The following is an 18,469-nucleotide window of genomic DNA, read 5'->3' on the forward strand; positions in this document are numbered from 1 at the left end:
TTGTTGGGCGGGGGGGGGGGTTTAGTCCCCCCCTCGCTGTTTGGGGGGGGTGGGGGCGTGGGGGTGCGTATCTGGGTGGGGGGTTGGTTTCTCGCGGCGGCCCCCCCCACCCCGACCATCCAGCGAACTTCGGCCGGCTCTGCTCCAAGGGCTCGGCCCTGGCCGAAACCATCGACCTCGACGGCAGGCTGCTCTACCCCGAAATCCACGGTCGCCGTGCCGGCTGGGACGAGGCGCTCGACCGCGTCGCTTCGACCTTTTCGCAAACCATCGCCGAGCACGGTCCTGACTCCGTCGCCTTCTATGTCTCCGGCCAGTTGCTGACCGAAGACTACTATGTCGCCAACAAGCTGATGAAGGGCTTCATCGGCTCGGCCAACATCGACACCAATTCGCGGCTATGCATGGCCTCCTCGGTTGCCGGCCACCGCCGCGCCTTCGGCTCCGACACCGTGCCCGGCACCTACGAGGATCTCGAGCTCGCCGACCTGATCGTGCTGGTCGGCTCCAATCTCGCCTGGTGCCATCCCGTGCTCTTCCAGCGCATCGCGACGGCCCGGGAAAAACGACCGGAGATGAAGGTCGTGCTGGTCGATCCTCGCCGCACCATGACCGCTGATATCGCCGACATGCACCTGGCGATCGCACCGGATGGCGACGTTGCTTTGTTCACCGGACTGCTCGCCTGGCTCGGCCGGCACAACGCGCTCGAGCGCGGCTATGTGACCGCACACACGACCGGCTTCGGCCAAGCTCTCTTCGCCGCATCGGCGCTCGACCTTGCCGGCATTGCCGCCGCCACCGGCCTGAGCGAGGACGAGCTCACCCGCTTCTACAACCTGTTCGCCGCGACTGCGAAAACCGTCACTGTCTACAGCCAGGGAGTGAACCAGTCGTCTTCGGGCACCGACAAGGTCAACGCCATCATCAACTGCCACCTCGCCACCGGCCGCATCGGCAAACCTGGGGCAGGGCCGTTTTCGGTGACCGGCCAGCCCAACGCCATGGGCGGCCGCGAGGTCGGCGGCATGGCCAACATGCTGGCTGCCCATATGGAGATCGATAACCCCGAGCACCGCGACCGCGTGCAGCGTTTCTGGAATGCGCCGGCCGTCGCCCAAAAGCCCGGTCTGAAGGCGGTCGAGATGTTTCAGGCGATCGCCGCCGGCCGCATCAAGGCACTGTGGATCATGGCCACCAACCCGGTCGATTCGATGCCGGATGCCGATGCCGTCGAGGCAGCGATCAAGGCCTGCCCGTTTGTCGTGGTTTCGGATGTGCTGGCGAGCACGGACACCGTGCGTCACGCCCATGTGCGGCTACCCGCCGCCGCCTGGGGCGAGAAGGACGGCACCGTGACCAATTCAGAGCGCCGCATCTCGCGCCAGCGCAGCTTTCTTGCAGTGCCCGGCGAGGCGCGGCCGGATTGGCAGATCATTGCCGAGGTGGGCAAGCGGATGGGGTTTGGCGAGGCGTTTGCGCATGTGACGCCGGCGGAGGTTTTCGCCGAACACGCCGCGCTGTCGGGTTTCGAGAATGACGGCGCGCGGGATTTCGATATCGGCGCTTATGGTGCGATCGATGCCGACGCCTATGAAGAATTGGCTCCGTTCCAATGGCCGGCGCCGAGCCCAGCCACCCCCCTCTGGCCTGCCGGCCATCTCCCCCGCAAGGGGGGAGATCAGCCGTCGCCTCGGCCTTCGCCAATTACCAACGATGCAGAAGATATGCCGGCGTCAAAGCTGCCAATCTCCCCCCTTGCGGGGGAGATGTCCGGCAGGACAGAGGGGGGTGTTCAAGCGGGACTTGACCCTTCCAGCACCCGCTTCTTCGCCAACGGCAATTTCTACAATCCCGACCGCAAGGCGCGCTTCATCGCCATTCGTCCCATCGTCGAGACACGCACCAGCCCGGACTATCCGCTGATCCTCAACACCGGCCGTGTTCGCGACCATTGGCACACGATGACCCGCACTGGGAAAAGCCCACGTCTCTCCCAGCACATGGCCGAGCCCTTCGTCGAGATCCACCCGGCGGATGCCACGCATCACGGCATTGGCGACGCCGACATCGTGCGCGTCTCCAGCCTGCGCGGGGATGTGCTGGTGCGCGCGCTGGTGACGGCACGCCAGCGCCGGGGGAGCGTGTTTGCGCCGATGCACTGGACCGATCAGTTTTCGGCAAAGGGCCGCCTCGACACGCTGACCGCGCCTCTGACCGATCCGGTTTCCGGCCAACCTGCGCTGAAACATGTCGGCGCCCGTATCGAGAAATTCGCCGCGAGAGCCTTCGGCTTCGCTGTGGTGCGCCGCAAGCCGGTGGCGCTCGCAGCAGATTACTGGGCCGTGGCCAAATGCAAGGGCGGCTGGCGGGTGGAGCTTGCCTTTGCCGGCGATGACATCGACTGGGCTGGTTTTGCTGGTTCGCTTTTCGATGTTCCCGTAGCCGACATGCTCGCCTATCACGACCGCGATACCGGCCAGCATCGCATTGCTGCCTTTGACGACCAGCACCTCGCCGGGGCTTTGTTTATCGCGTCGGGACCGGTGGCGGTTTCGCGGGGTTGGGCGGCACAGCAACTCCAGGAGGTTCACACCAGCCAGCGCGAACGCTTCAGGATCGTCGCCGGTCGCGCCGGCGCCGATCGGCCCGATGCGGGCGCGACCGTCTGCTCCTGTTTCAGCGTCGGGGTCAACCAGATCGTGGCGGCAGTGGCGGCCGGGTGCACGACAGTCGAAGCCGTAGGCGGCGCCCTGAAGGCCGGCACAAATTGCGGCTCCTGCCGGTCCGAGATCCGGGCGGTCATCCAGGCCAATCGGGTTCAGGCTGCGGAGTAGGTGCGGCTGGATCTGACGATATCCTCTTGGGCCACCATGGTCATCGATTGCGGAAGGTGGTGGCTGTCTAATCCAGCCGGTCGCGCAGGATGCTCCAGGGGAGCAGCATATTCGGTGCATAGCGCACGAGCTTGTGCAGCGGGATCGGCGCTGGCGGCGCGAAGGGGAGCGGCAGATCGCGGGCGTCCGTTCCGCTCGCCCAGTTGGCCAGCACCTTGCCCATTGCCGTGGTCATGGCGATGCCGCGGCCGTTGCAGGCGAAGCCTGCGATCAGGCCTGGGCCGAGGTCGATGAGACGCGGCAGGAAATCCGGCCCCACCGCCGCCACGCCTGTCCAGCTGTAGGCAAGCGGCGGCAGGTCAGGCAAATCGAGATGCCTGGCGAGCCGTCGCCAGATTGTTTGCGGCACCCGCGTCTCGGCGCCGGCTCCGACGACATGCATGCCGCCGCTGATCAGCCGGTTCTGGCCATCGCAGCGGCACGTGAACAGGTTGCGCCTGGTGTCGCCAACGCCCTGGCCGCCGGGCATCAGGCGCGCGCGTATGGCGCGCGACAGCGGCGCAGTGGCGATCTGGAAGACTTTCAGCGGGATATACGTCCGTGCCAGTGTCGGGTTCAGCTCTCCACCATAGGCGTTGGTGGCGACCAAGACCTTGCCCGCTCGCACAGTGCCGGACGCAGTCTTCAAGGCCCAGCCATCCGGCGTGCGGTCGATGGAAGTGACACGCGTCTGCTCGAAGATGCGTGCGCCAACCTTTTCCGCGGCGTCGGCCAGGCCGCGCGCATACTCGACCGGATTGAGGACGCCGCCCGAGTTGTCCATCCAACCGCCGGCGTAGCCGCCGATACCGGTGAGCGTCGTGACCGCCTTGGCATCGAGCGTTACGGTCGGCCTGCCCCGCGCCGCCCATTGCTCGGCGCGCGATCGCGTCTTTTCCAGCGCGGCGGACGAATGCGCCGGCTGGATCCAACCGTTCTGCACAGCGTCGCATTCGATGCCATGCCGCTTGATCAGGCCGAAGACGAGGTCAGCGCTTCCCGCGGCGAAATCGATCAGCCTCCCGCCGCGCTCGGGTCCGAGTTCGGCGATGATGTCGTCTGGATCCCGCTTGGCGAAGTTCGGAACGACGAAGCCGGCATTCCGGCCGGTCGCACCCCAAGCGATGAATTCGGCTTCGAGGACCGCGACCGAAAGCCCTTTCTCAGAGGCATGCAATGCCGTCGACAGGCCGGAAAAGCCGCCGCCCACAATCGCGAGATCGACGTCGAGTCCGCCTTGCAGCGCGCCCCGGTCGCGGCGGTTGCGGCTGACGGCATGCCAGAGCGAAACGCCATACGCTTGCTGCCGGATCATGGCATTCATGATCCGGCCTCGTTCTCGTTGGCCGCCGCCTTTGTCTGTGTGCCGGGCTTCGGTCGGCGCGGCCGGTCGCCGAACAATCCGTTAGGCCGCATCAGCAGGATGACGCAGAGCATGACGCCGATGGCGACGATCTGCAGTGAGGCCGCGCGTGCTTGCTGCTCGGGCGCAAACAGCACGCTGGTCAGCGTGCCCGACCCCGCCCATATCGCCCAGACCAGGATGCTGCCGGCAACGGCGCCGGCATTGCTGCCCGAGCCGCCGACGATCAGCATCACCCAGACCTGGAAGGTCAGGATCGGCAGATAGTTATCGGGCGCGATGAAGCCGGTGAAATGCGCCTGCAAAGCGCCGGCCAGCGCCATGATAGCGCCGCCGACGGCGAAGGCCTGGACGCGGTAGAAGCGCGCGCTCTTGCCCAGCGAAATCGCCGCTCGCTCGTCCTCGCGCAGCGCCTTGAGCACGCGGCCCCAGGGGCTGCGCGACAGGTGCTCCAGAGCGAGATAGGCGATCAGCGTCACAGCCGAAACGACGGCGAGGTTCGACAGGTTGAACAGCAGCGGCGTTTCGGCAAGGCCGCCGAACGGGCGCGGGATGAAACCGATGCCGAACGGGCCGCCGGTGAGTTTCTGCGCGTTGAGCGCGACCAGCTGCACGACGACGGCGACGCCGAAGGTGGTGATCGCCAGGTAGTCGGATCGCAGACGCAGCGTGGCCATGCCGGTAAGTGCTGCGGCGATACCGCCGACGACCATGGCGCCCGCCCAGCCGACCAGGATCGGCAGACCGAAGCCGCCGAAGCGCGCGGCATCGTCCGGGGTCGTCAGCAGCGCCGATGTATAGGCGCCGATGGCGACGAATCCGGCAAGGCCGACATTGAAAAGGCCAGTCAGCCCCCACTGCAGATTGAGCCCCAGTGTGACCAGCGAAAAGATCAGTGCGGTGGTCAGGAAGAAGGCGCCGTAGCCGAGCAGGTCCATCAGCGTTCCCTCACACCAAACAGGCCGATCGGCCGAACGAACAGCACCGCCATCAGGATGATGAAGGAGATTGCGGCGCGCCATTCGGCGCCGATCAGCTGCACCGCACCGGCTTCGGCAAGACCGATGATCAAGCCGCCGAGCACAGCGCCCGGAATGCTGCCGATGCCGCCGAGGATGGCTGCTGCAAACATCGGCAGCAGCATGTCGAAGCCCATGAACGGGCGGATCTGCACCAGAATGCCGATCATCACGCCGGCCACGCAGGCCAGCGCCCCGCCGATGATCCAGGTGACGCGCACCACGGAGGCAACATCGATGCCGACGATGCGGGCCAGGGCCGCATTTTGGCTCAGCGCCTGCATGGAGCGGCCGGTCTGCGTGCGTGTCATCAACAGATGCACGCCGAGCACCAGCACTGCGGTCAGCAGCAGCAGCGCGATCTGATCGGGCGTGATGCGGATGCCGAAGCCGACCGGCATGGCGATCTGGATCGCCCGGCTGAAATAGGTCGGGCGTGAGCTGAAGGTGAATTCGAGCAGGCTGCGCAGCGCCATCGAGGCGCCGAAGCTCGCCATCACCACGATGATGGCTTGCCCCTGCGAGCGCAGCCGCGAAAACAGCACCTTGTCGAGCAACAGCGCCAGCAGGGCGGTGAAAGCCATGCCGACAACCAGCGCAACCAGCAGCGGCCAGCCGAAGGACAGCGGACCAATGGGCGCCACCTTGCCGAACATCGCGCCGATGGCGCTGACGACGGCGAGCGTCGCATAGGTGCCCCAGGCCATGAAGTCGCCATGGGCGAAGTTCGAGAAGCGCAGGATCGAGTAGGTCAGCGTCACGCCGATGGCGCCAAGGCCGATCATCGAGCCGGTCAGCAGCCCATCGACGACAAATTGCAGGCTCATGCCGCGCCTCCCTTGCCGACGGGGGACGGGCGTTGGCCGAGATAGAGTTCGGCGACGACAGGATCGTTCCACAATTCGGATGCCACACCCTCGTGCCGGTCCCTGCCTTCGACCAGCACATAGGCGCGGTCGCCGATGGCAAGCGCTGCCTTGGCGTTCTGTTCGACCAGCAGGATGGTGACGCCGGACCTGCGGATGCCGGCCAGCATCTCGAACACCGTCGATACGAATTTCGGCGAAAGGCCGGCCGACGGTTCGTCGAGTACCAGCACCTTGGGATGGACGATCAGGGCGCGCGCGACGGCAAGCATCTGCCGCTGTCCGCCCGACAGATTGCCGGCGGCGGTGCGGCGCTGGCGGACGAGGTCGGGGAAGGCCGTGTACATTTCCTCGATGCGGGCAGGGATTTCGCGTCGCTCGAGGATGCCGCAGGCGACTTTCAGATTGTCCTCGACCGACATCAGCGGGAAGATGTTCTCCGTCTGCGGTACGAAGGCCAGGCCGAGCCGAACCATGGTGTGGGCGGGAGCAGCAGTTATGTCCTTGCCGTCCAGGAACACCGCGCCGCCGGTGATCGGGACAAGGCCGGCGATCGCCTTGATGAAGCTCGACTTGCCGGCGCCGTTGGGACCGAGCACGACGACGATCTCGCCCTTGCCGACGGTGATCGAGGCGCCGCGCACGATCGGCACGCCGGGCTCGTAGCCGGCTTCGAGGTTGCGCACGTCGAGGACCGTCTCACTCATGCTGGGCCTCCGAGATAGGCCTCGATGACGCGCGGGTCGCGGGCGACCTCTTCCGCAGTGCCTTCGCTGAGCAACTGGCCGCTCGCCATGACCAGCACGCGGTGGCAGAGCCGCGTCACCATGTCGATATTGTGCTCGATCAGCAGAAAGGTGATGCCGCGCGCGTTGATGTCGCGGATGCGGTCGATGATGATCTCGAGCAGCGTTGCGTTGACGCCGGCCGCCGGCTCGTCGAGCAGGATGATCGCCGGATCGGCCATCATGACGCGGGCGAGTTCGAGCAGCTTGCGTTGACCGCCGGAAAGCACGCGTGCCGGTTCGTGCGCCAGCCGAGCGAGCGAGACGAGCTCGAGCAGCTCGAGTGCCTTTGCCCTGGCTGCTCTTTCCTGTGCCGCCACTCGCCACGGCGTGACGAAGTTGGCGAGCAATTTTTCGCCGGCTTGGCCCTGCGCCGCCAGCATGATGTTTTCGATCAGCGTCAGATTGGGCAGGGGGCGCGGGATCTGGAAGGTGCGGCCAAGACCACGGCCGATACGCAGATGAGCGGCTTCGCCGGAGACGCGCGTGCCATTGAGCAGGATATCGCCGCTGGTTGGCAATATGCTGCCCGCCAACAGATCGAACATCGTCGTCTTGCCGGCGCCATTGGGTCCGATCAGGCCGAGGATTTCGCCCGCTTTGACATCAAACGAGACATTGTCGACGGCGACAAGGCCGCCAAAACGCCTGACGACGTTTCGTGCCGTCAGAACTGGCGCACGGGTCTCCTGCCGTTGGCGCTCCGCTGCATCGCTCATCAAACCCTCTGGCCGAAGACGATCGTTGTCGCCTCCTGATTTTTGATTTGTGATCACACTTGCGTTGATCACGCTATTCGGCTTTAATTTCATTCGCAAGCCGAAAACGGGGCAAATGCCGGTAATGCAGAAGGCTGCCATCGACAAGAACAACGGGACGATCGCAGCCCAGCTTACGCCGGTCGGCCGCGAGACGGTGCAGGATCGCGTCTATTCCGAGTTGCGCCGTGCTCTGATCGGTGGCCTTTTCGAGCCGAACCAGGTGCTGACTATCCGCGGTCTCGCCGATGCGCTGGTCACCTCGACCATGCCGGTACGCGAAGCGCTTGGACGGCTGATCACGGAAAAGGCGCTGGAGGCGCTGCCCAACCGCTCGGTGCGCGTGCCGCCGATCACGCTGGAGCGCATCGACGACCTCCTGCGCGCCCGCTCACTCATCGAAGGCGAAGCGATCGCGCTTGCCGCCACGCGTATGAGCCCGCGCCAGATCGCATCGATCGAAGCCATGCTGGGCGAGTGGGACGAGATGCGGGCCCTGAAGCACAAGAAGGATATCGATCGCGAAGCGACGCTCAACCAGAGCTTCCATTTTGAGATCTACCGCTGCTGCGGCTCGGCTGTGCTGATCCCGATGATCGAAAGCCTCTGGCTTCAATCGGGTCCCTGCATCCGCGTCGCCATCTATGCCTTCTCCGAGGCAGGCGAGGTTGATACCGCCCACTATCATCGTCGAATTGTCGCGGCACTTGCCAAACAGGATGCGCAAGCGGCGCGCGAGGCGCTGGTAGCCGACATCAGCCGCCCCTTCGCCTTCCTGCGCGACAAACTTCAATCGGCGAAGGACTGACATGCCCAAGCCCGCCATCGGCATCACAGAACCACGCTCGAAGCTTTCCGTGACGGCGCTGCTATTGCCCGAAAAGGCGCCGGAGAATGCCGCCTTCCTGCTGGCGTATCTGGCGCAGCCACGCATCATCCCAGGCATCCATGCGATGTGGACAGGACCGGAAATCTCGTGCCCGGTTCCGTCAGCCGATCTCCACGGCCAGGCCTATGCCCAGCCTTTGCCACCGGAGAATGCAACGCTGACGCCGCAGCCCGGCGATATCATGCTGTCCTATGTGCCGCCACGCGTGTGGGGCGGCAATCCCAATGCCATCTTCGATATCGGCCTGTACTACGGGCAGGGGGCGCGGCTGCTGTTCCCGATCGGCTGGCTGGCCGGCAGCGTGGTCGCGCAAGTGCTTGCGGGAGAGCGCGATCAGTTTGCCGCCGCCTGCGGCGTCATCCGCCGCAACGGCGCCTGTGACATCACCTTCAGCCTGGTGGAGGCCTGAATGGCCGACGACAGTTTCGAACTCTTCGATCTGCGCGTCGAAGCGGTCATCCCCGAGGGCAAGCCGGTCTATTGCGGCGCCAGGGCCGGCGACTATTTCGAACTCAAGGGCGAAATGCTGTCGCTGCCGGCGGGGCAGGGTTTTTCGATTTATTCGATCTCCGCCGTGTTGCCGCTCCTGGCGGCAAAGCAGCGCCCGACGCATGCAAATGACTGGATGACCTCGGATGCCGAGATCGCCTGTCCCGATCCCAATTGCGCCAGCCGGCTCCGCATTGTCAGGCTTGCCAAGCGGCGGTTCAGCCATGCCGAAACCACGGCCGTGCCGCTGCCGAAGGAGACCGACAAGGGATGACCGCCAGGACCATCGAACTCAGCCCCGGCTATGCGATCTCGCGAGTCATCCGCGGTGGCTGGCAGCTTGCCGGCGGGCATGGCGCCGTCGACCGCAGCCAGGCGGTGACCGACCTCATCGCCACTTTCGATGCCGGCATCTGGACCTATGACTGCGCCGACATCTACACCGGCGTCGAGGAACTGATCGGCGCCGCGCGCCTGCGGCTGGCGCGCGATCGCGGTCTCGATGTCGCGGCCAGGATGAAGGTGCACACCAAGCTGGTGCCGGACCTCGAACGACTGGCAAGGATCAGCCGCGACTACATCAGGGGCATCGTCGATCAGTCGCTTCGCAGGCTGAAGACGGAGCGGATCGATCTCGTGCAGTTTCACTGGTGGGATTATGACCAGCCTCGTTACGTCGAGGCGATGGGTTGGCTCGACGAGCTTCGGCTGGAAGGCAAGGTGCGCAATCTCGGCACCACCAATTTCGATACGCCGAGGCTAGCCGAAATCCTCTCCGCGGGCATCCCGCTGGTCAGCCAGCAACTGCAATATTCAGTGCTCGACCAGCGGCCGGCAAACAGCCTTGCGGGTCTTGCCGCTAAGAACGGTGTCCGCTTCCTCTGCTACGGCTCGGTGGCCGGCGGCTTCCTCAGCGACAAATGGCTTGGCGTGGCCGAGCCCTCCACGCCGCTCGAAAACCGCTCGCTGGTCAAATACAAGCTTATCATCGACGACTTCGGCGGCTGGGAGCTGTTCCAGTCCCTGCTCAAGGCGCTGAAAGCGGTCGGCGATCGCCACGGCGTCGACATCGCCACCATCGCCTCGGCATGGGTGCTCGAGCAGCCGCAGGTCGCGGCCGTCATTGTCGGTGCGCGCAACCAGGCACATGCGCTGGCCAATACGAAAATCATGGACGTCGCGCTCGACGCCGACGATCGCGCGCGGATTGCTGCCGCCATCGCACAAGGCACCGGCCTCGCGGGCGATGTCTACACGCTGGAGCGCGACCGTCACGGCCGCCATGGCTCGATCATGCATTACAACCTCAATGCGGGGAAGAAATGAGCGGAGAGCCTTCCCTTTTTTCGCGTGCCAGCGCTGAAATCATCGACCTGCATCGCTTCTTCGTCGACTGGTTTGTCGCCGCGCGAGCCGACGCTGTGGAGTTCGGCCGCTTCGAGGCTGTCATGGGCGAAGGCCTCACCATGGTGGCGCCGAATGGCCAGATCCTCGATCGCGACGCGGTCGTAGATCATGTCCGGACAAGCCGCGCCACTTGCGACGACGGTTTTGCCATATCGATCGAGGACATCAGGCCGGGTTGGCAGGACGCGGACACGATCGTCATCTTCTACATCGAGGCGCAACTGCGCGCCGGCAAACACAGTCGCCGGCAGTCCAGTGCGGTCTTCACCACCAGTTCATCGGCACCAAACGGCGTCGAATGGCGGCATCTGCATGAGACCTGGCTGCAGGCGCCGGAAGGCTGAACAGGCAAAAGTTCAAACAAGAAAAGGGGAACGGCAATGAAGAAGACGATACTTCAAATCACCACAGCACTGGCTCTCGTGACGATGGCCGGCGCCGCACACGCAGCGGACTGCAAGATCACCGTCGGCCTGGTCATGGAGCTCACCGGTCCGGCCGGCGAATACGGCCAGGCCGGCGCGAAGTCCGTCGAAATGGCCTTCCGCGACATCAATGAAGCCGGTGGCGTACGCGGCTGCGATCTCGCAACCGACACGCGCGACAGCCAGAGCCAGGGCAATATCGCGGTCGATGCCGCGACCCAGCTGGTACAGGTCAAGAAGGTGCCGGTGATCATCGGCGGCATCATCTCCTCGGTGTCGATCCCGATTTTGACCTCGGTCACCGGGCCGGCCAAGATCGTGCAGGTGTCGCCGGCTTCGTCCTCGCCGACGCTGACCGCCCTTGGCCGCGACGGCAAGACCAACGGCATCTTCTTCCGCACCATCACGTCGGATGCGCTGCAAGGCGTGGCCGCCGCCAAATACGCCATCGACAAGGGCTTCAAGAAACTGTCGATCATCCATGTCAACAACGACTTCGGCGTCAACATGGTGGCCGAATTCTCGCGTGCCTACAAAGCGCTCGGCGGCACCATCGTCTCCGACACGCCCTACAACGAAAAGCAGTCGAGCTATGCCTCGGAGGTCACGGCGGCGATGGGAGGCGAACCGGACGGGCTCTACCTCGTCAGCACGCCGGTCGACGGCGCAACGGTCGCCCGCACCTGGATATCGCAGGGCGGCGTGCAGAAATTCCTGCTCAATGACGGCATGAACAGCCCGGACTTCATCGAATCCGTCGGCGCCGATTATCTCAAGGATGCCTATGGCACCTCTTCCGGCACCAGCCCGACGGCCTCCACCGACTACTTCCTGAAAAACTACAAGGAGTTTTCGGGTATCGAGCCGTCGAACCCGGCAGCCGACCGTTCCTATGATGCCGGCGCCATTGTCGGCCTCGCCATTGCCATTGCCGGCTCCGAGGATCCAGCCAAGATCAAGGATGCCATGTACAAGGCGGTCGATCCTGCCGGCACACCGATCTATGCCGGCAAGGACGAGTTCGCCAAGGCGCTCGGCCTGATCAAGGACGGCAAGCCGATCCGCTATGAAGGCGTCATCGGTCCGGTCAGCTTCGACAAATATGGCGACATCACCGGTCCGTTCCGGCTGTGGAAGATCGTCGACGGCAAGGTGACGACCGACGGTGAAATGACAACCGACGACGTCAACGCGCTGCAGGCGAAATTGCAGTAGGCGCCGGTACATTGTCCGGCGCGATCTCCGTTCGATCTCTGGGAGATCGACGCCGGACAAGCAGTCCAACATCGGCGCTAGTTACGCGGTCAAGCGCGAAATCAGCCGGGTCAATATAACGACAGGCGGCTGGCCGGGCATGAAGACCTGCGGATTGGAGAGGGCGCCGACGATATGACCCACATAGTCCGATTTGTCGTAGCCGATTGACGATATCGGGTAGGCGTCGAAATTTGTCAGGGACACATTGTCGAAGCCATAGAGGCGGAAGCGGCTGGGCCGGTTGTCGGGGAAATCCGCCCGGCAGACATCCAGAACACCCATGGCCATCGCGTCGGACGTACAAAAGACCGCATCGGGACAGCCGCGTCCCGTCAGGCCGGCGGCTGCCGCATAGCCCGACTCGTAGGAATAGTCTCCCTGGACCGTCTGCAGCAGTTCAATTCCATGATGCCGGAACGCTTCGAGGTAGTGGCCGATGCGCAGCTGTTCGACGCGTGAGGACGAACGGCCGGTCAGTAGGCTGGCCGTGCGCACGCGCTTGGCCGCCGCATCCGCCACGGCCTCGGCGATGCCCACACCTTCATCGGGAATGACGGTGGGTGACAGATCGTCATGCAGTCCGTTCAGCATGATGACCAGGTCCGAGCGAAACATGCGCCGCACCGTCGCTGCATCGGCAAAGTCGGAGAACACCACGGCGGCATCGACATGATAGGCAACGCCGTTGCGCAGAAAATCCTCGACCCCTTCCGCCGAGCCGATGCGGATGAGGATGACCTGCTTGCCGATCGACTGGATTGCGTCGAGCAGCCGGTCGAACAGGTCGAGATCTGAAAGGTCGTGAATGTGGTTGACCACGACGGCAACCAGATTGACGGTCTTGGTGGTCAGGCTTTGCGCCAGGAGATTGGGTTTGTAGCCGAGCTGCGCGGCGGCCTGCACGACACGTTCGCGTTTGTCCGCCGAGACCGGTCGCGGTCCGCTCGACAGCGCACGGCTGGCCGCGGCACGCGACACGCCTGCCAGCCGCGCGACGTCGGCGATCGTTGCGACGGCGCCTCGAGTGTGCGCCGATCGGTTGCCGGTAATGGGTGTCACCACAGCGGGTTGAGCGCCGGCGGGTTGGAGTCCGGCCCCCACCACTTCTTGTAGGTCGTCTCGTAGGTGCCCGACTGGATGAAGTCGGACACGAACATGTCGAGCCAGCGGACGAATTCGGGATCGCCCTTGGCGACGGCGATGCCGATCGGATCGTTGGAATAGAGGCCTGGCAGCGTCACCAGGCTCGGTGTCTTGGTCGCGAGGTAATCGAGCAACGAGGAATCCTCGATCGCCGCATCGACGCGCTTCTGTTGCAGCTGCAGAACCCCGTCGGGCGCGAACTGGTCGACATAGACGAGCTCTGCTTCCGGCACGGCCGCCTTGAGGAAGGTTTCGCCCGTGGTGCCGCGGCCGACGACAACCTTCTTGCCGGCGAGCCCCTTGAGGTCGGTTATCCCGGCATCTTTCTGGACGATGACGCGCAGCCCGGCCCGGTTGTAGGGGATGGTGAAGTTGACGGTCTTGGCCCGCTCGAGCGTTGCAGAGGTGTTTGCGACCGCGACATCGATCTGTCCCGACACCAGCATGGAAATACGCGCATCGCCCGAGACGTCGACGAACTCGACCGGCACGCCGAGCTTTTGCGCCAGCAGCGTCGCGACATCGACATCGTAGCCGACAGGGTTGTTTTGTGCATCGCGAAAGCCGATCGGCTCGCCGCCGAGCGATACGCCGATGCGAATGGTGCCGCGTGAGCGGATGTCGTCAATCATGCCGGCAAGGGCTGGAAATGCCGAACCGGCCACGATGGCCAGCGCGGCGAAGGCACGCAGTACGGTTTTCATGGTTCCTCTCCTTATTTTCAAGTGACGCGTCTTGCCGCCCGCAATTCGGGTGCGGACATGGAATCCTTCCAGAGCCAGTAGCGGACCTCGCCCTCGCATCTGAAATTCACCACCTCGTGGTTCTGCTCGGCGTCGACGGCGTGGATGACCACTCCGGCCAGGAAGCCGGTGTCGAGTTCAGCCAGTTCCTCGACCGCCAGCGCGACCGCATCCGACAAGGATCGGCCAAGCTTCATGGCCAGCACGACGGTCCGTGCGGTGGCGCAGCGCATCGTCATCTCGCCGGTATGGGTGCACGCCGCCGCGCCATAGCGGCTGTCGGCGTAAAAGCCTGCGCCGGGAATGGGAGAATCGCCGAGCCGGCCCGGATATTTCCAGGCCCAGCCCGAGGTCGAAGTCGCGGCATGGATGCCGCGCCGCGCATCCGCCGACAGGAAGACGGTGGTGTCGCGGACGCGCTCGGGATCGGTGATAGTACGGCTGAGCGGCGCCAGATCGATATTGGGGAATTTCGCCAGCTGTTGCGGTGTGAGTTCCTGTTGCAGCCGCTCCCACCAGACGCGCCTGGAGTCCTCGAACAAGACTTTGTCTTCGGCAAAGCCGATTTCGCTGGCAAAGCGCTGCGCCCCTTCGCCGGTCAGTATCACATGCGGCAGGCGCTTCATCACCTGGTGCGCCAGGGCAGCGACCGCCAAGGTCCTTGGCACAGCGCCGACTGAACCGACCTCTCTTGTATTGCCATCCATGACGCCGGCGTCGAACTCCATCTCGCCCAGCATGTTCGGCCAGCCGCCATAGCCGACGCTTCGAACCTTGACCTCTTTCTCCACCATGCCGATGCCGGCAACCATCGCGTCCAGGCTGACGGCGCCATCGCGCAGCATTTGCACCGAGGTTTCGAATCCCGGCCATGCTTCGTTGTTGGCTAACAGCAGCATTCCTAGTCCTTGCGCATCTTGGAGAGAAACTGCGCAACCCGCGGCTGCGCCCGGCCGCCGTCCGCGGCGAAGAAACGATCCGTTGGCAGATCGACCACCAGCCTGCCCTTGTCGAGGAAGACGATGCGGTTGGAAATCTCGCGCGCGAATTCGATCTCGTGGGTGACGAACAGCATCGTCGTGCCTTGCGCGGCGAGCTTTGCCAGGATGGCCAGCACCTCGGAAGTCATTTCCGGGTCGAGCGCGCTGGTCACTTCATCGAGCAGCAGATAGCGCGGCTGCATGGCGAGCGCCCGGCAGATGCCGACACGCTGGCGCTGCCCGCCCGACAACTGCGCCGGGTAGGCGTTGGCCCGATCGGCGAGGCCGACGGACTCGAGCAGCTTGCGCGCCAGCGCCTCGGCCTCAGGGCGCGGCATCTTCAGCACCTCGATCGGGGCGAGCGTAATGTTCTGAAGCGCGCTCATATGCGGATAGAGGTTGAACAGCTGGAAGACGGTGCTTGAGCGCTTGCGCGCCTCGGCCAGCTCCTTCGGCTTGCTGACATCGAAATCGTCGACCGTGATGCGGCCCGACTTCAGCTTTTCGAGGCCGTTGATGCAACGGATCAGTGTCGACTTGCCGGACCCCGACGACCCGAGGATCGAGACCACTTCGCCGGGCGCGATCGTCAGGTCGACGCCGTCCAGCACAGTGACCTCGCCGAACGCTTTGTGCACGTTTTCGATCTTGAGCATGTTAAAGCCCCCGCCAGGCGCTGTGCGCCCGCAGGCGGTTTTCAAGACGCTCGCCAAGCAGGGCGACCAGCTTTGCCGCGCCATAGTAGAGCAGCCCGACGACGGTCCAGACCACGAACGGCTTCAAGGTTCGCATGTTGAGGATGTGGCCAATCTTGGTCAGGTCGACGACGCCGATGACAGAAATCAGCGACGTCACCTGAAGCTGGTTGACCAGCAGCGCGACGAGCGGGCCGACCGCGAAGGCGGCAGCCTGGGGCGAAACGATATGGCGCAGGACCTGCCACCGGGTCAGGCCGAAGACACGCGCGGCCTCGACCTGCTCGCGTTCGATCGACTCGATCGCCGAGACCGCGATGACATAGACGAATGCCGCGGTGTTCGCCGACAGAGTGATGGTCGCTGCGGTGACCGGCGTCACCCTTATATGCAACAGCGCCGGCAGGCCGAAGAACACCAGGAACAGCTGCACCAACACCGGCGAGTTCTTCAACAGCTCCGACAGGAAGGTGACGACCTGGGCCAGAACCGGCACACGGTAGAACCGCACCAACGCCCAGCTCAGGCCAATCAGCAGTCCGATCAGAGAGGTGACGAGAAACAGCGCGATGTTGGTGCCGAGACCTTGCGCCAGCAGGATCAGGTCGTAGGAGGTGAAGTCGCTGAACCGCATCAGTCGACCGCCTCCATCATGTCCCGATTGAGATGGCGGTGGAGCAGGGTGACGCCCAGCGAGACCAGATAAGTCAGGGCCGCATAGGCACAGAGCAGCACCATATAGACCTCGAAGGGCCGATAGGTCTGCGAGACCACGATCTGGGCTGAGCCGGTGAGCTCGTTGAGCGTGATGGTCGAGAGGATCGAGGACGTAAGGATCATGTTGATGAGCACGGATCCGAGCGGTCGCACGGAGGTGCGCAGCGCAATCGGCAGCACGATGCGGGTGAAGATCTTGCGCCTGGACAGGCCGCTCACTTCAGCGGCGTCGATGATGCCCTGGTCGATGGCGAGGATGCCGGCGCGAATGATGTCGGAGGCATAGGCGCCGCCGGCAATCGAAAGCGCCACGACGCCGGTGGTGAAGGCATCGATGTAAATGCCGAGCTCGGGCAGGCCGTAATAGAAGAAGAACAGCTGGACGATGAACGGCACATTGCGGAAGAGATCGACGTAGACGAAGGCGATCCGTTGAAGCAGTGCCGAGGCGGAGGTGCGTGCGATCGCCACCAACGCGCCCATGACGACGCTTCCCACCAGCGACAGCGCGCAAGCCGCCGCCGTAAGTTCGGCGCCGCGCGCCAGAAAACCCAGATGCGGGAGCAGAATGGACAGATCGAAATGCACCGGCGGTCCCCAGTGAAACCGGTTTCACTCTTTTGGCTTTCGCCTCGTCTGTCAAGATGCAGGGTCTGGTTGCCGGCCTGTGGCTTGCATTCGTTGCGATGATTCCGGTTCGCCTCATGCGCGCTATGTCTCAAGCGCCGGCAATTCGCCGCCGGCTTTCAGCTCGAGGACGCCGCCTATGCCAGCCGCGCGTCGCCGCAATCCCTCGGCCATGGCGGCTGGGGGCGGCGCCCTCGATTTTGCCGATCCCGGCGCCGGTGTCGGATTCGGCTACGTCACCAACCGCATGCTGGGTTTCGACGACGTCGATCCACGCCGCAAGGTGTTGATTGATGCCGTTTACGACGCGCTCTGACGTTGGGAGCCGTTATGCGCGGATGTTCCACATGGCGTCCGGCACAACCACCAGCTTGCCGACGAAGTCCTTGGCAACAAAGTCTGCCTGCGCCTTGTGAAAATCGGAGAGCCTGTAGACGCCGCCGACCAGCGGCCGGATTTTCTTCGCTTCGATGTATCCAATGATGCGGCGGAAGTCGGCGCGCGTGCCCTGGCTCGATCCGTGCAGTTGCAGCTGCTTGAGATACATGGTCCTGAGATCGAGCTGCACGACCGGGCCGGCGATGGCGCCGGCGGTGGTGTAGCGGCCTTCAGGTCGCAGGATGCGCAGCAGGTCGTTGAAGATCGCGCCGCCGACGAGATCAGCGACCACATCGATCGGCTGGTCGCCAGTGGCTTCATTCACGGCGGCGGGAAGATCGGCAACCCCACGGGTAATGACCGCTTCGGCGCCGATGTCGCGCACCGCCTGCTCCTTGCCCTTGCCGACGACCGCATAGGGAATGGCGCCGCGCGCCCGCGCCAGCTGCACGATGCCGGAACCGACGCCGCCTGAGGCGCCGGTGACCAGCACGCGTTCGCCGGCTTTCAGCCCGGCGCGCTCCAGCATCTGTTCGCCGGTGAGGTAGGCGCAGCAGAAGGTGGCGAGTTCGACGTCGCTCATGTCAGTATCGACGAAATGCGCATTCTCGCCCGGCACCGTCTGGTACTCGGCGTACCCGCCGTCGCGACCGTGGCCCATATAGTCAATGTCGGCGAGGGAATCGTCGTCGCGGTTGTAGATCGAAAAATCGACCATTACCCGTTCGCCGATACGGCCCGGGGAAACGCCTTCGCCGACGGCAGCGATGGTGCCGACCGTGTCGGTGCCCTGGATGCGCGGGAAGGTAAGCGTGTTGCCTTGCCGCCGCCACGTCGACACGGCGGCAGCGTCCTCCTCCGTGCCATAGGCGCCCTGGCGTACCCAGACATCGGTGTTGTTCATACCGCAAGCGCTGACCTTAACCAGCACCTCGCCGGCGGCAGGCACAGGCACTTTCACATCGCTGCGATAGACGAGCTTTTCCGGTCCGCCATGCCCGGTGAGCAGCACGGCGGCCATGGTGGCGGGGAGGGTCTTGGTCATGGCATTC

At 64.4% G+C, this 18,469-nt stretch carries 20 protein-coding genes; 8 read left to right on the top strand and 12 right to left on the bottom strand.

What is annotated here, in order from left to right; all coding sequences use genetic code 11:
- Window positions 1–83: 83 nt before the first annotated feature.
- Window positions 84–2,837, top strand: coding sequence for a nitrate reductase (locus NKJ18_RS09100; protein ID WP_352758120.1), 2,754 nt, complete (start codon window positions 84–86; stop codon window positions 2,835–2,837).
- Between the two features lie 67 nt (window positions 2,838–2,904).
- Here the strand turns inward: NKJ18_RS09100 and NKJ18_RS09105 are convergent, their stop codons facing one another.
- Genes NKJ18_RS09105 through NKJ18_RS09125 form a run of 5 tightly spaced genes read right to left on the bottom strand, consistent with a single transcriptional unit; the run spans window position 2,905 to window position 7,628 of the window.
- On the bottom strand, window positions 2,905–4,200 hold the full coding sequence (locus NKJ18_RS09105) for an NAD(P)/FAD-dependent oxidoreductase (RefSeq protein WP_023710024.1): 1,296 nt from the start codon (window positions 4,198–4,200) through the stop codon (window positions 2,905–2,907).
- Window positions 4,197–5,180, bottom strand: coding sequence for a branched-chain amino acid ABC transporter permease (locus tag NKJ18_RS09110; RefSeq protein WP_352446751.1), 984 nt, complete (start codon window positions 5,178–5,180; stop codon window positions 4,197–4,199). Before NKJ18_RS09110 ends, NKJ18_RS09105 begins: the two co-directional genes overlap by 4 nt.
- Window positions 5,177–6,085 carry a branched-chain amino acid ABC transporter permease gene (locus tag NKJ18_RS09115; protein ID WP_023710022.1) on the bottom strand — a complete coding sequence of 303 codons (909 nt, stop codon included), beginning with the start codon at window positions 6,083–6,085 and terminating at the stop codon, window positions 5,177–5,179. Before NKJ18_RS09115 ends, NKJ18_RS09110 begins: the two co-directional genes overlap by 4 nt.
- Window positions 6,082–6,831, bottom strand: coding sequence for a branched-chain amino acid ABC transporter ATP-binding protein (locus tag NKJ18_RS09120; protein WP_023710021.1), 750 nt, complete (start codon window positions 6,829–6,831; stop codon window positions 6,082–6,084). Before NKJ18_RS09120 ends, NKJ18_RS09115 begins: the two co-directional genes overlap by 4 nt.
- Entirely contained in the window at window positions 6,828–7,628 is an 801-nt protein-coding gene (locus NKJ18_RS09125; protein WP_023710020.1) for an ABC transporter ATP-binding protein, read from the bottom strand. The genes NKJ18_RS09120 and NKJ18_RS09125 overlap by 4 nt, the downstream gene beginning before the upstream one ends.
- Before the next feature lie 124 nt (window positions 7,629–7,752).
- Between NKJ18_RS09125 and NKJ18_RS09130 the strand changes: the two genes are divergently transcribed.
- From NKJ18_RS09130 to NKJ18_RS09155, 6 genes are read left to right on the top strand one after another with little or no spacing between them, the layout of a single operon-like run.
- Window positions 7,753–8,475 carry a GntR family transcriptional regulator gene (locus tag NKJ18_RS09130; RefSeq protein ID WP_023710019.1) on the top strand — a complete coding sequence of 241 codons (723 nt, stop codon included), beginning with the start codon at window positions 7,753–7,755 and terminating at the stop codon, window positions 8,473–8,475.
- A gap of 1 nt (window position 8,476) precedes the next feature.
- Window positions 8,477–8,965 carry a DUF3830 family protein gene (locus NKJ18_RS09135; RefSeq protein WP_352758121.1) on the top strand — a complete coding sequence of 163 codons (489 nt, stop codon included), beginning with the start codon at window positions 8,477–8,479 and terminating at the stop codon, window positions 8,963–8,965.
- Window positions 8,966–9,319, top strand: a complete 354-nt coding sequence (locus tag NKJ18_RS09140) for a TIGR04076 family protein (RefSeq protein ID WP_023667858.1) — start codon at window positions 8,966–8,968, stop codon at window positions 9,317–9,319.
- The gene (locus NKJ18_RS09145) at window positions 9,316–10,371 is read left to right on the top strand and encodes an aldo/keto reductase (RefSeq protein WP_352758122.1); all 1,056 of its coding nucleotides are present in this window, start codon (window positions 9,316–9,318) and stop codon (window positions 10,369–10,371) included. Before NKJ18_RS09140 ends, NKJ18_RS09145 begins: the two co-directional genes overlap by 4 nt.
- Entirely contained in the window at window positions 10,368–10,796 is a 429-nt protein-coding gene (locus NKJ18_RS09150; RefSeq protein WP_023667860.1) for a hypothetical protein, read from the top strand. Before NKJ18_RS09145 ends, NKJ18_RS09150 begins: the two co-directional genes overlap by 4 nt.
- A gap of 36 nt (window positions 10,797–10,832) precedes the next feature.
- A complete protein-coding gene (locus tag NKJ18_RS09155; RefSeq protein WP_023692246.1) occupies window positions 10,833–12,092 on the top strand; it encodes an ABC transporter substrate-binding protein in 1,260 nt (419 codons plus the stop codon).
- Between the two features lie 81 nt (window positions 12,093–12,173).
- Here the strand turns inward: NKJ18_RS09155 and NKJ18_RS09160 are convergent, their stop codons facing one another.
- The 6 genes from NKJ18_RS09160 to NKJ18_RS09185 are packed head-to-tail and all read right to left on the bottom strand — an operon-like array spanning window position 12,174 to window position 17,000.
- Window positions 12,174–13,196, bottom strand: coding sequence for a LacI family DNA-binding transcriptional regulator (locus NKJ18_RS09160; protein ID WP_352758123.1), 1,023 nt, complete (start codon window positions 13,194–13,196; stop codon window positions 12,174–12,176).
- A complete protein-coding gene (locus tag NKJ18_RS09165; RefSeq protein WP_023695228.1) occupies window positions 13,190–13,981 on the bottom strand; it encodes a transporter substrate-binding domain-containing protein in 792 nt (263 codons plus the stop codon). The genes NKJ18_RS09160 and NKJ18_RS09165 overlap by 7 nt, the downstream gene beginning before the upstream one ends.
- Window positions 13,982–13,998: 17 nt before the next feature.
- Window positions 13,999–14,919 (bottom strand): isoaspartyl peptidase/L-asparaginase, encoded by a 921-nt coding sequence (locus NKJ18_RS09170; protein ID WP_023807550.1) that lies wholly within the window; start codon window positions 14,917–14,919, stop codon window positions 13,999–14,001.
- Window positions 14,920–14,921: 2 nt separating this feature from the next.
- Window positions 14,922–15,656, bottom strand: coding sequence for an amino acid ABC transporter ATP-binding protein (locus tag NKJ18_RS09175; protein ID WP_023692243.1), 735 nt, complete (start codon window positions 15,654–15,656; stop codon window positions 14,922–14,924).
- A gap of 1 nt (window position 15,657) precedes the next feature.
- Complete coding sequence (locus NKJ18_RS09180) at window positions 15,658–16,329, bottom strand: amino acid ABC transporter permease (RefSeq protein WP_023667866.1); 672 nt, start codon at window positions 16,327–16,329, stop codon at window positions 15,658–15,660.
- A complete protein-coding gene (locus NKJ18_RS09185; protein WP_352758124.1) occupies window positions 16,329–17,000 on the bottom strand; it encodes an amino acid ABC transporter permease in 672 nt (223 codons plus the stop codon). The genes NKJ18_RS09180 and NKJ18_RS09185 overlap by 1 nt, the downstream gene beginning before the upstream one ends.
- Before the next feature lie 178 nt (window positions 17,001–17,178).
- On the opposite strand from NKJ18_RS09185, the gene NKJ18_RS09190 reads away from it, so the two are divergent.
- Entirely contained in the window at window positions 17,179–17,355 is a 177-nt protein-coding gene (locus NKJ18_RS09190) for a hypothetical protein (protein ID WP_023692240.1), read from the top strand.
- A 12-nt stretch (window positions 17,356–17,367) separates the two neighbouring features.
- Here the strand turns inward: NKJ18_RS09190 and NKJ18_RS09195 are convergent, their stop codons facing one another.
- Window positions 17,368–18,462, bottom strand: coding sequence for an alcohol dehydrogenase family protein (locus NKJ18_RS09195; RefSeq protein ID WP_352758125.1), 1,095 nt, complete (start codon window positions 18,460–18,462; stop codon window positions 17,368–17,370).
- Window positions 18,463–18,469 lie beyond the last annotated feature (7 nt).

The sequence above is a fragment of the Mesorhizobium sp. M0217 genome (genome assembly GCF_040321955.1).
Taxonomy (GTDB): Bacteria; Pseudomonadota; Alphaproteobacteria; order Rhizobiales; family Rhizobiaceae; genus Mesorhizobium.

Coding starts and splice junctions, on each gene's coding strand:
- NKJ18_RS09105 (WP_023710024.1), bottom strand. CDS start 4,200: ATGAATGCCATGATCCGGCAGCAAGCGTATGGCGTTTCGCTCTGGCAT.
- NKJ18_RS09115 (WP_023710022.1), bottom strand. CDS start 6,085: ATGAGCCTGCAATTTGTCGTCGATGGGCTGCTGACCGGCTCGATGATC.
- NKJ18_RS09120 (WP_023710021.1), bottom strand. CDS start 6,831: ATGAGTGAGACGGTCCTCGACGTGCGCAACCTCGAAGCCGGCTACGAG.
- NKJ18_RS09125 (WP_023710020.1), bottom strand. CDS start 7,628: ATGAGCGATGCAGCGGAGCGCCAACGGCAGGAGACCCGTGCGCCAGTT.
- NKJ18_RS09130 (WP_023710019.1), top strand. CDS start 7,753: ATGCAGAAGGCTGCCATCGACAAGAACAACGGGACGATCGCAGCCCAG.
- NKJ18_RS09135 (WP_352758121.1), top strand. CDS start 8,477: ATGCCCAAGCCCGCCATCGGCATCACAGAACCACGCTCGAAGCTTTCC.
- NKJ18_RS09140 (WP_023667858.1), top strand. CDS start 8,966: ATGGCCGACGACAGTTTCGAACTCTTCGATCTGCGCGTCGAAGCGGTC.
- NKJ18_RS09145 (WP_352758122.1), top strand. CDS start 9,316: ATGACCGCCAGGACCATCGAACTCAGCCCCGGCTATGCGATCTCGCGA.
- NKJ18_RS09150 (WP_023667860.1), top strand. CDS start 10,368: ATGAGCGGAGAGCCTTCCCTTTTTTCGCGTGCCAGCGCTGAAATCATC.
- NKJ18_RS09155 (WP_023692246.1), top strand. CDS start 10,833: ATGAAGAAGACGATACTTCAAATCACCACAGCACTGGCTCTCGTGACG.
- NKJ18_RS09165 (WP_023695228.1), bottom strand. CDS start 13,981: ATGAAAACCGTACTGCGTGCCTTCGCCGCGCTGGCCATCGTGGCCGGT.
- NKJ18_RS09170 (WP_023807550.1), bottom strand. CDS start 14,919: ATGCTGCTGTTAGCCAACAACGAAGCATGGCCGGGATTCGAAACCTCG.
- NKJ18_RS09175 (WP_023692243.1), bottom strand. CDS start 15,656: ATGCTCAAGATCGAAAACGTGCACAAAGCGTTCGGCGAGGTCACTGTG.
- NKJ18_RS09180 (WP_023667866.1), bottom strand. CDS start 16,329: ATGCGGTTCAGCGACTTCACCTCCTACGACCTGATCCTGCTGGCGCAA.
- NKJ18_RS09190 (WP_023692240.1), top strand. CDS start 17,179: ATGCCAGCCGCGCGTCGCCGCAATCCCTCGGCCATGGCGGCTGGGGGC.
- NKJ18_RS09195 (WP_352758125.1), bottom strand. CDS start 18,462: ATGACCAAGACCCTCCCCGCCACCATGGCCGCCGTGCTGCTCACCGGG.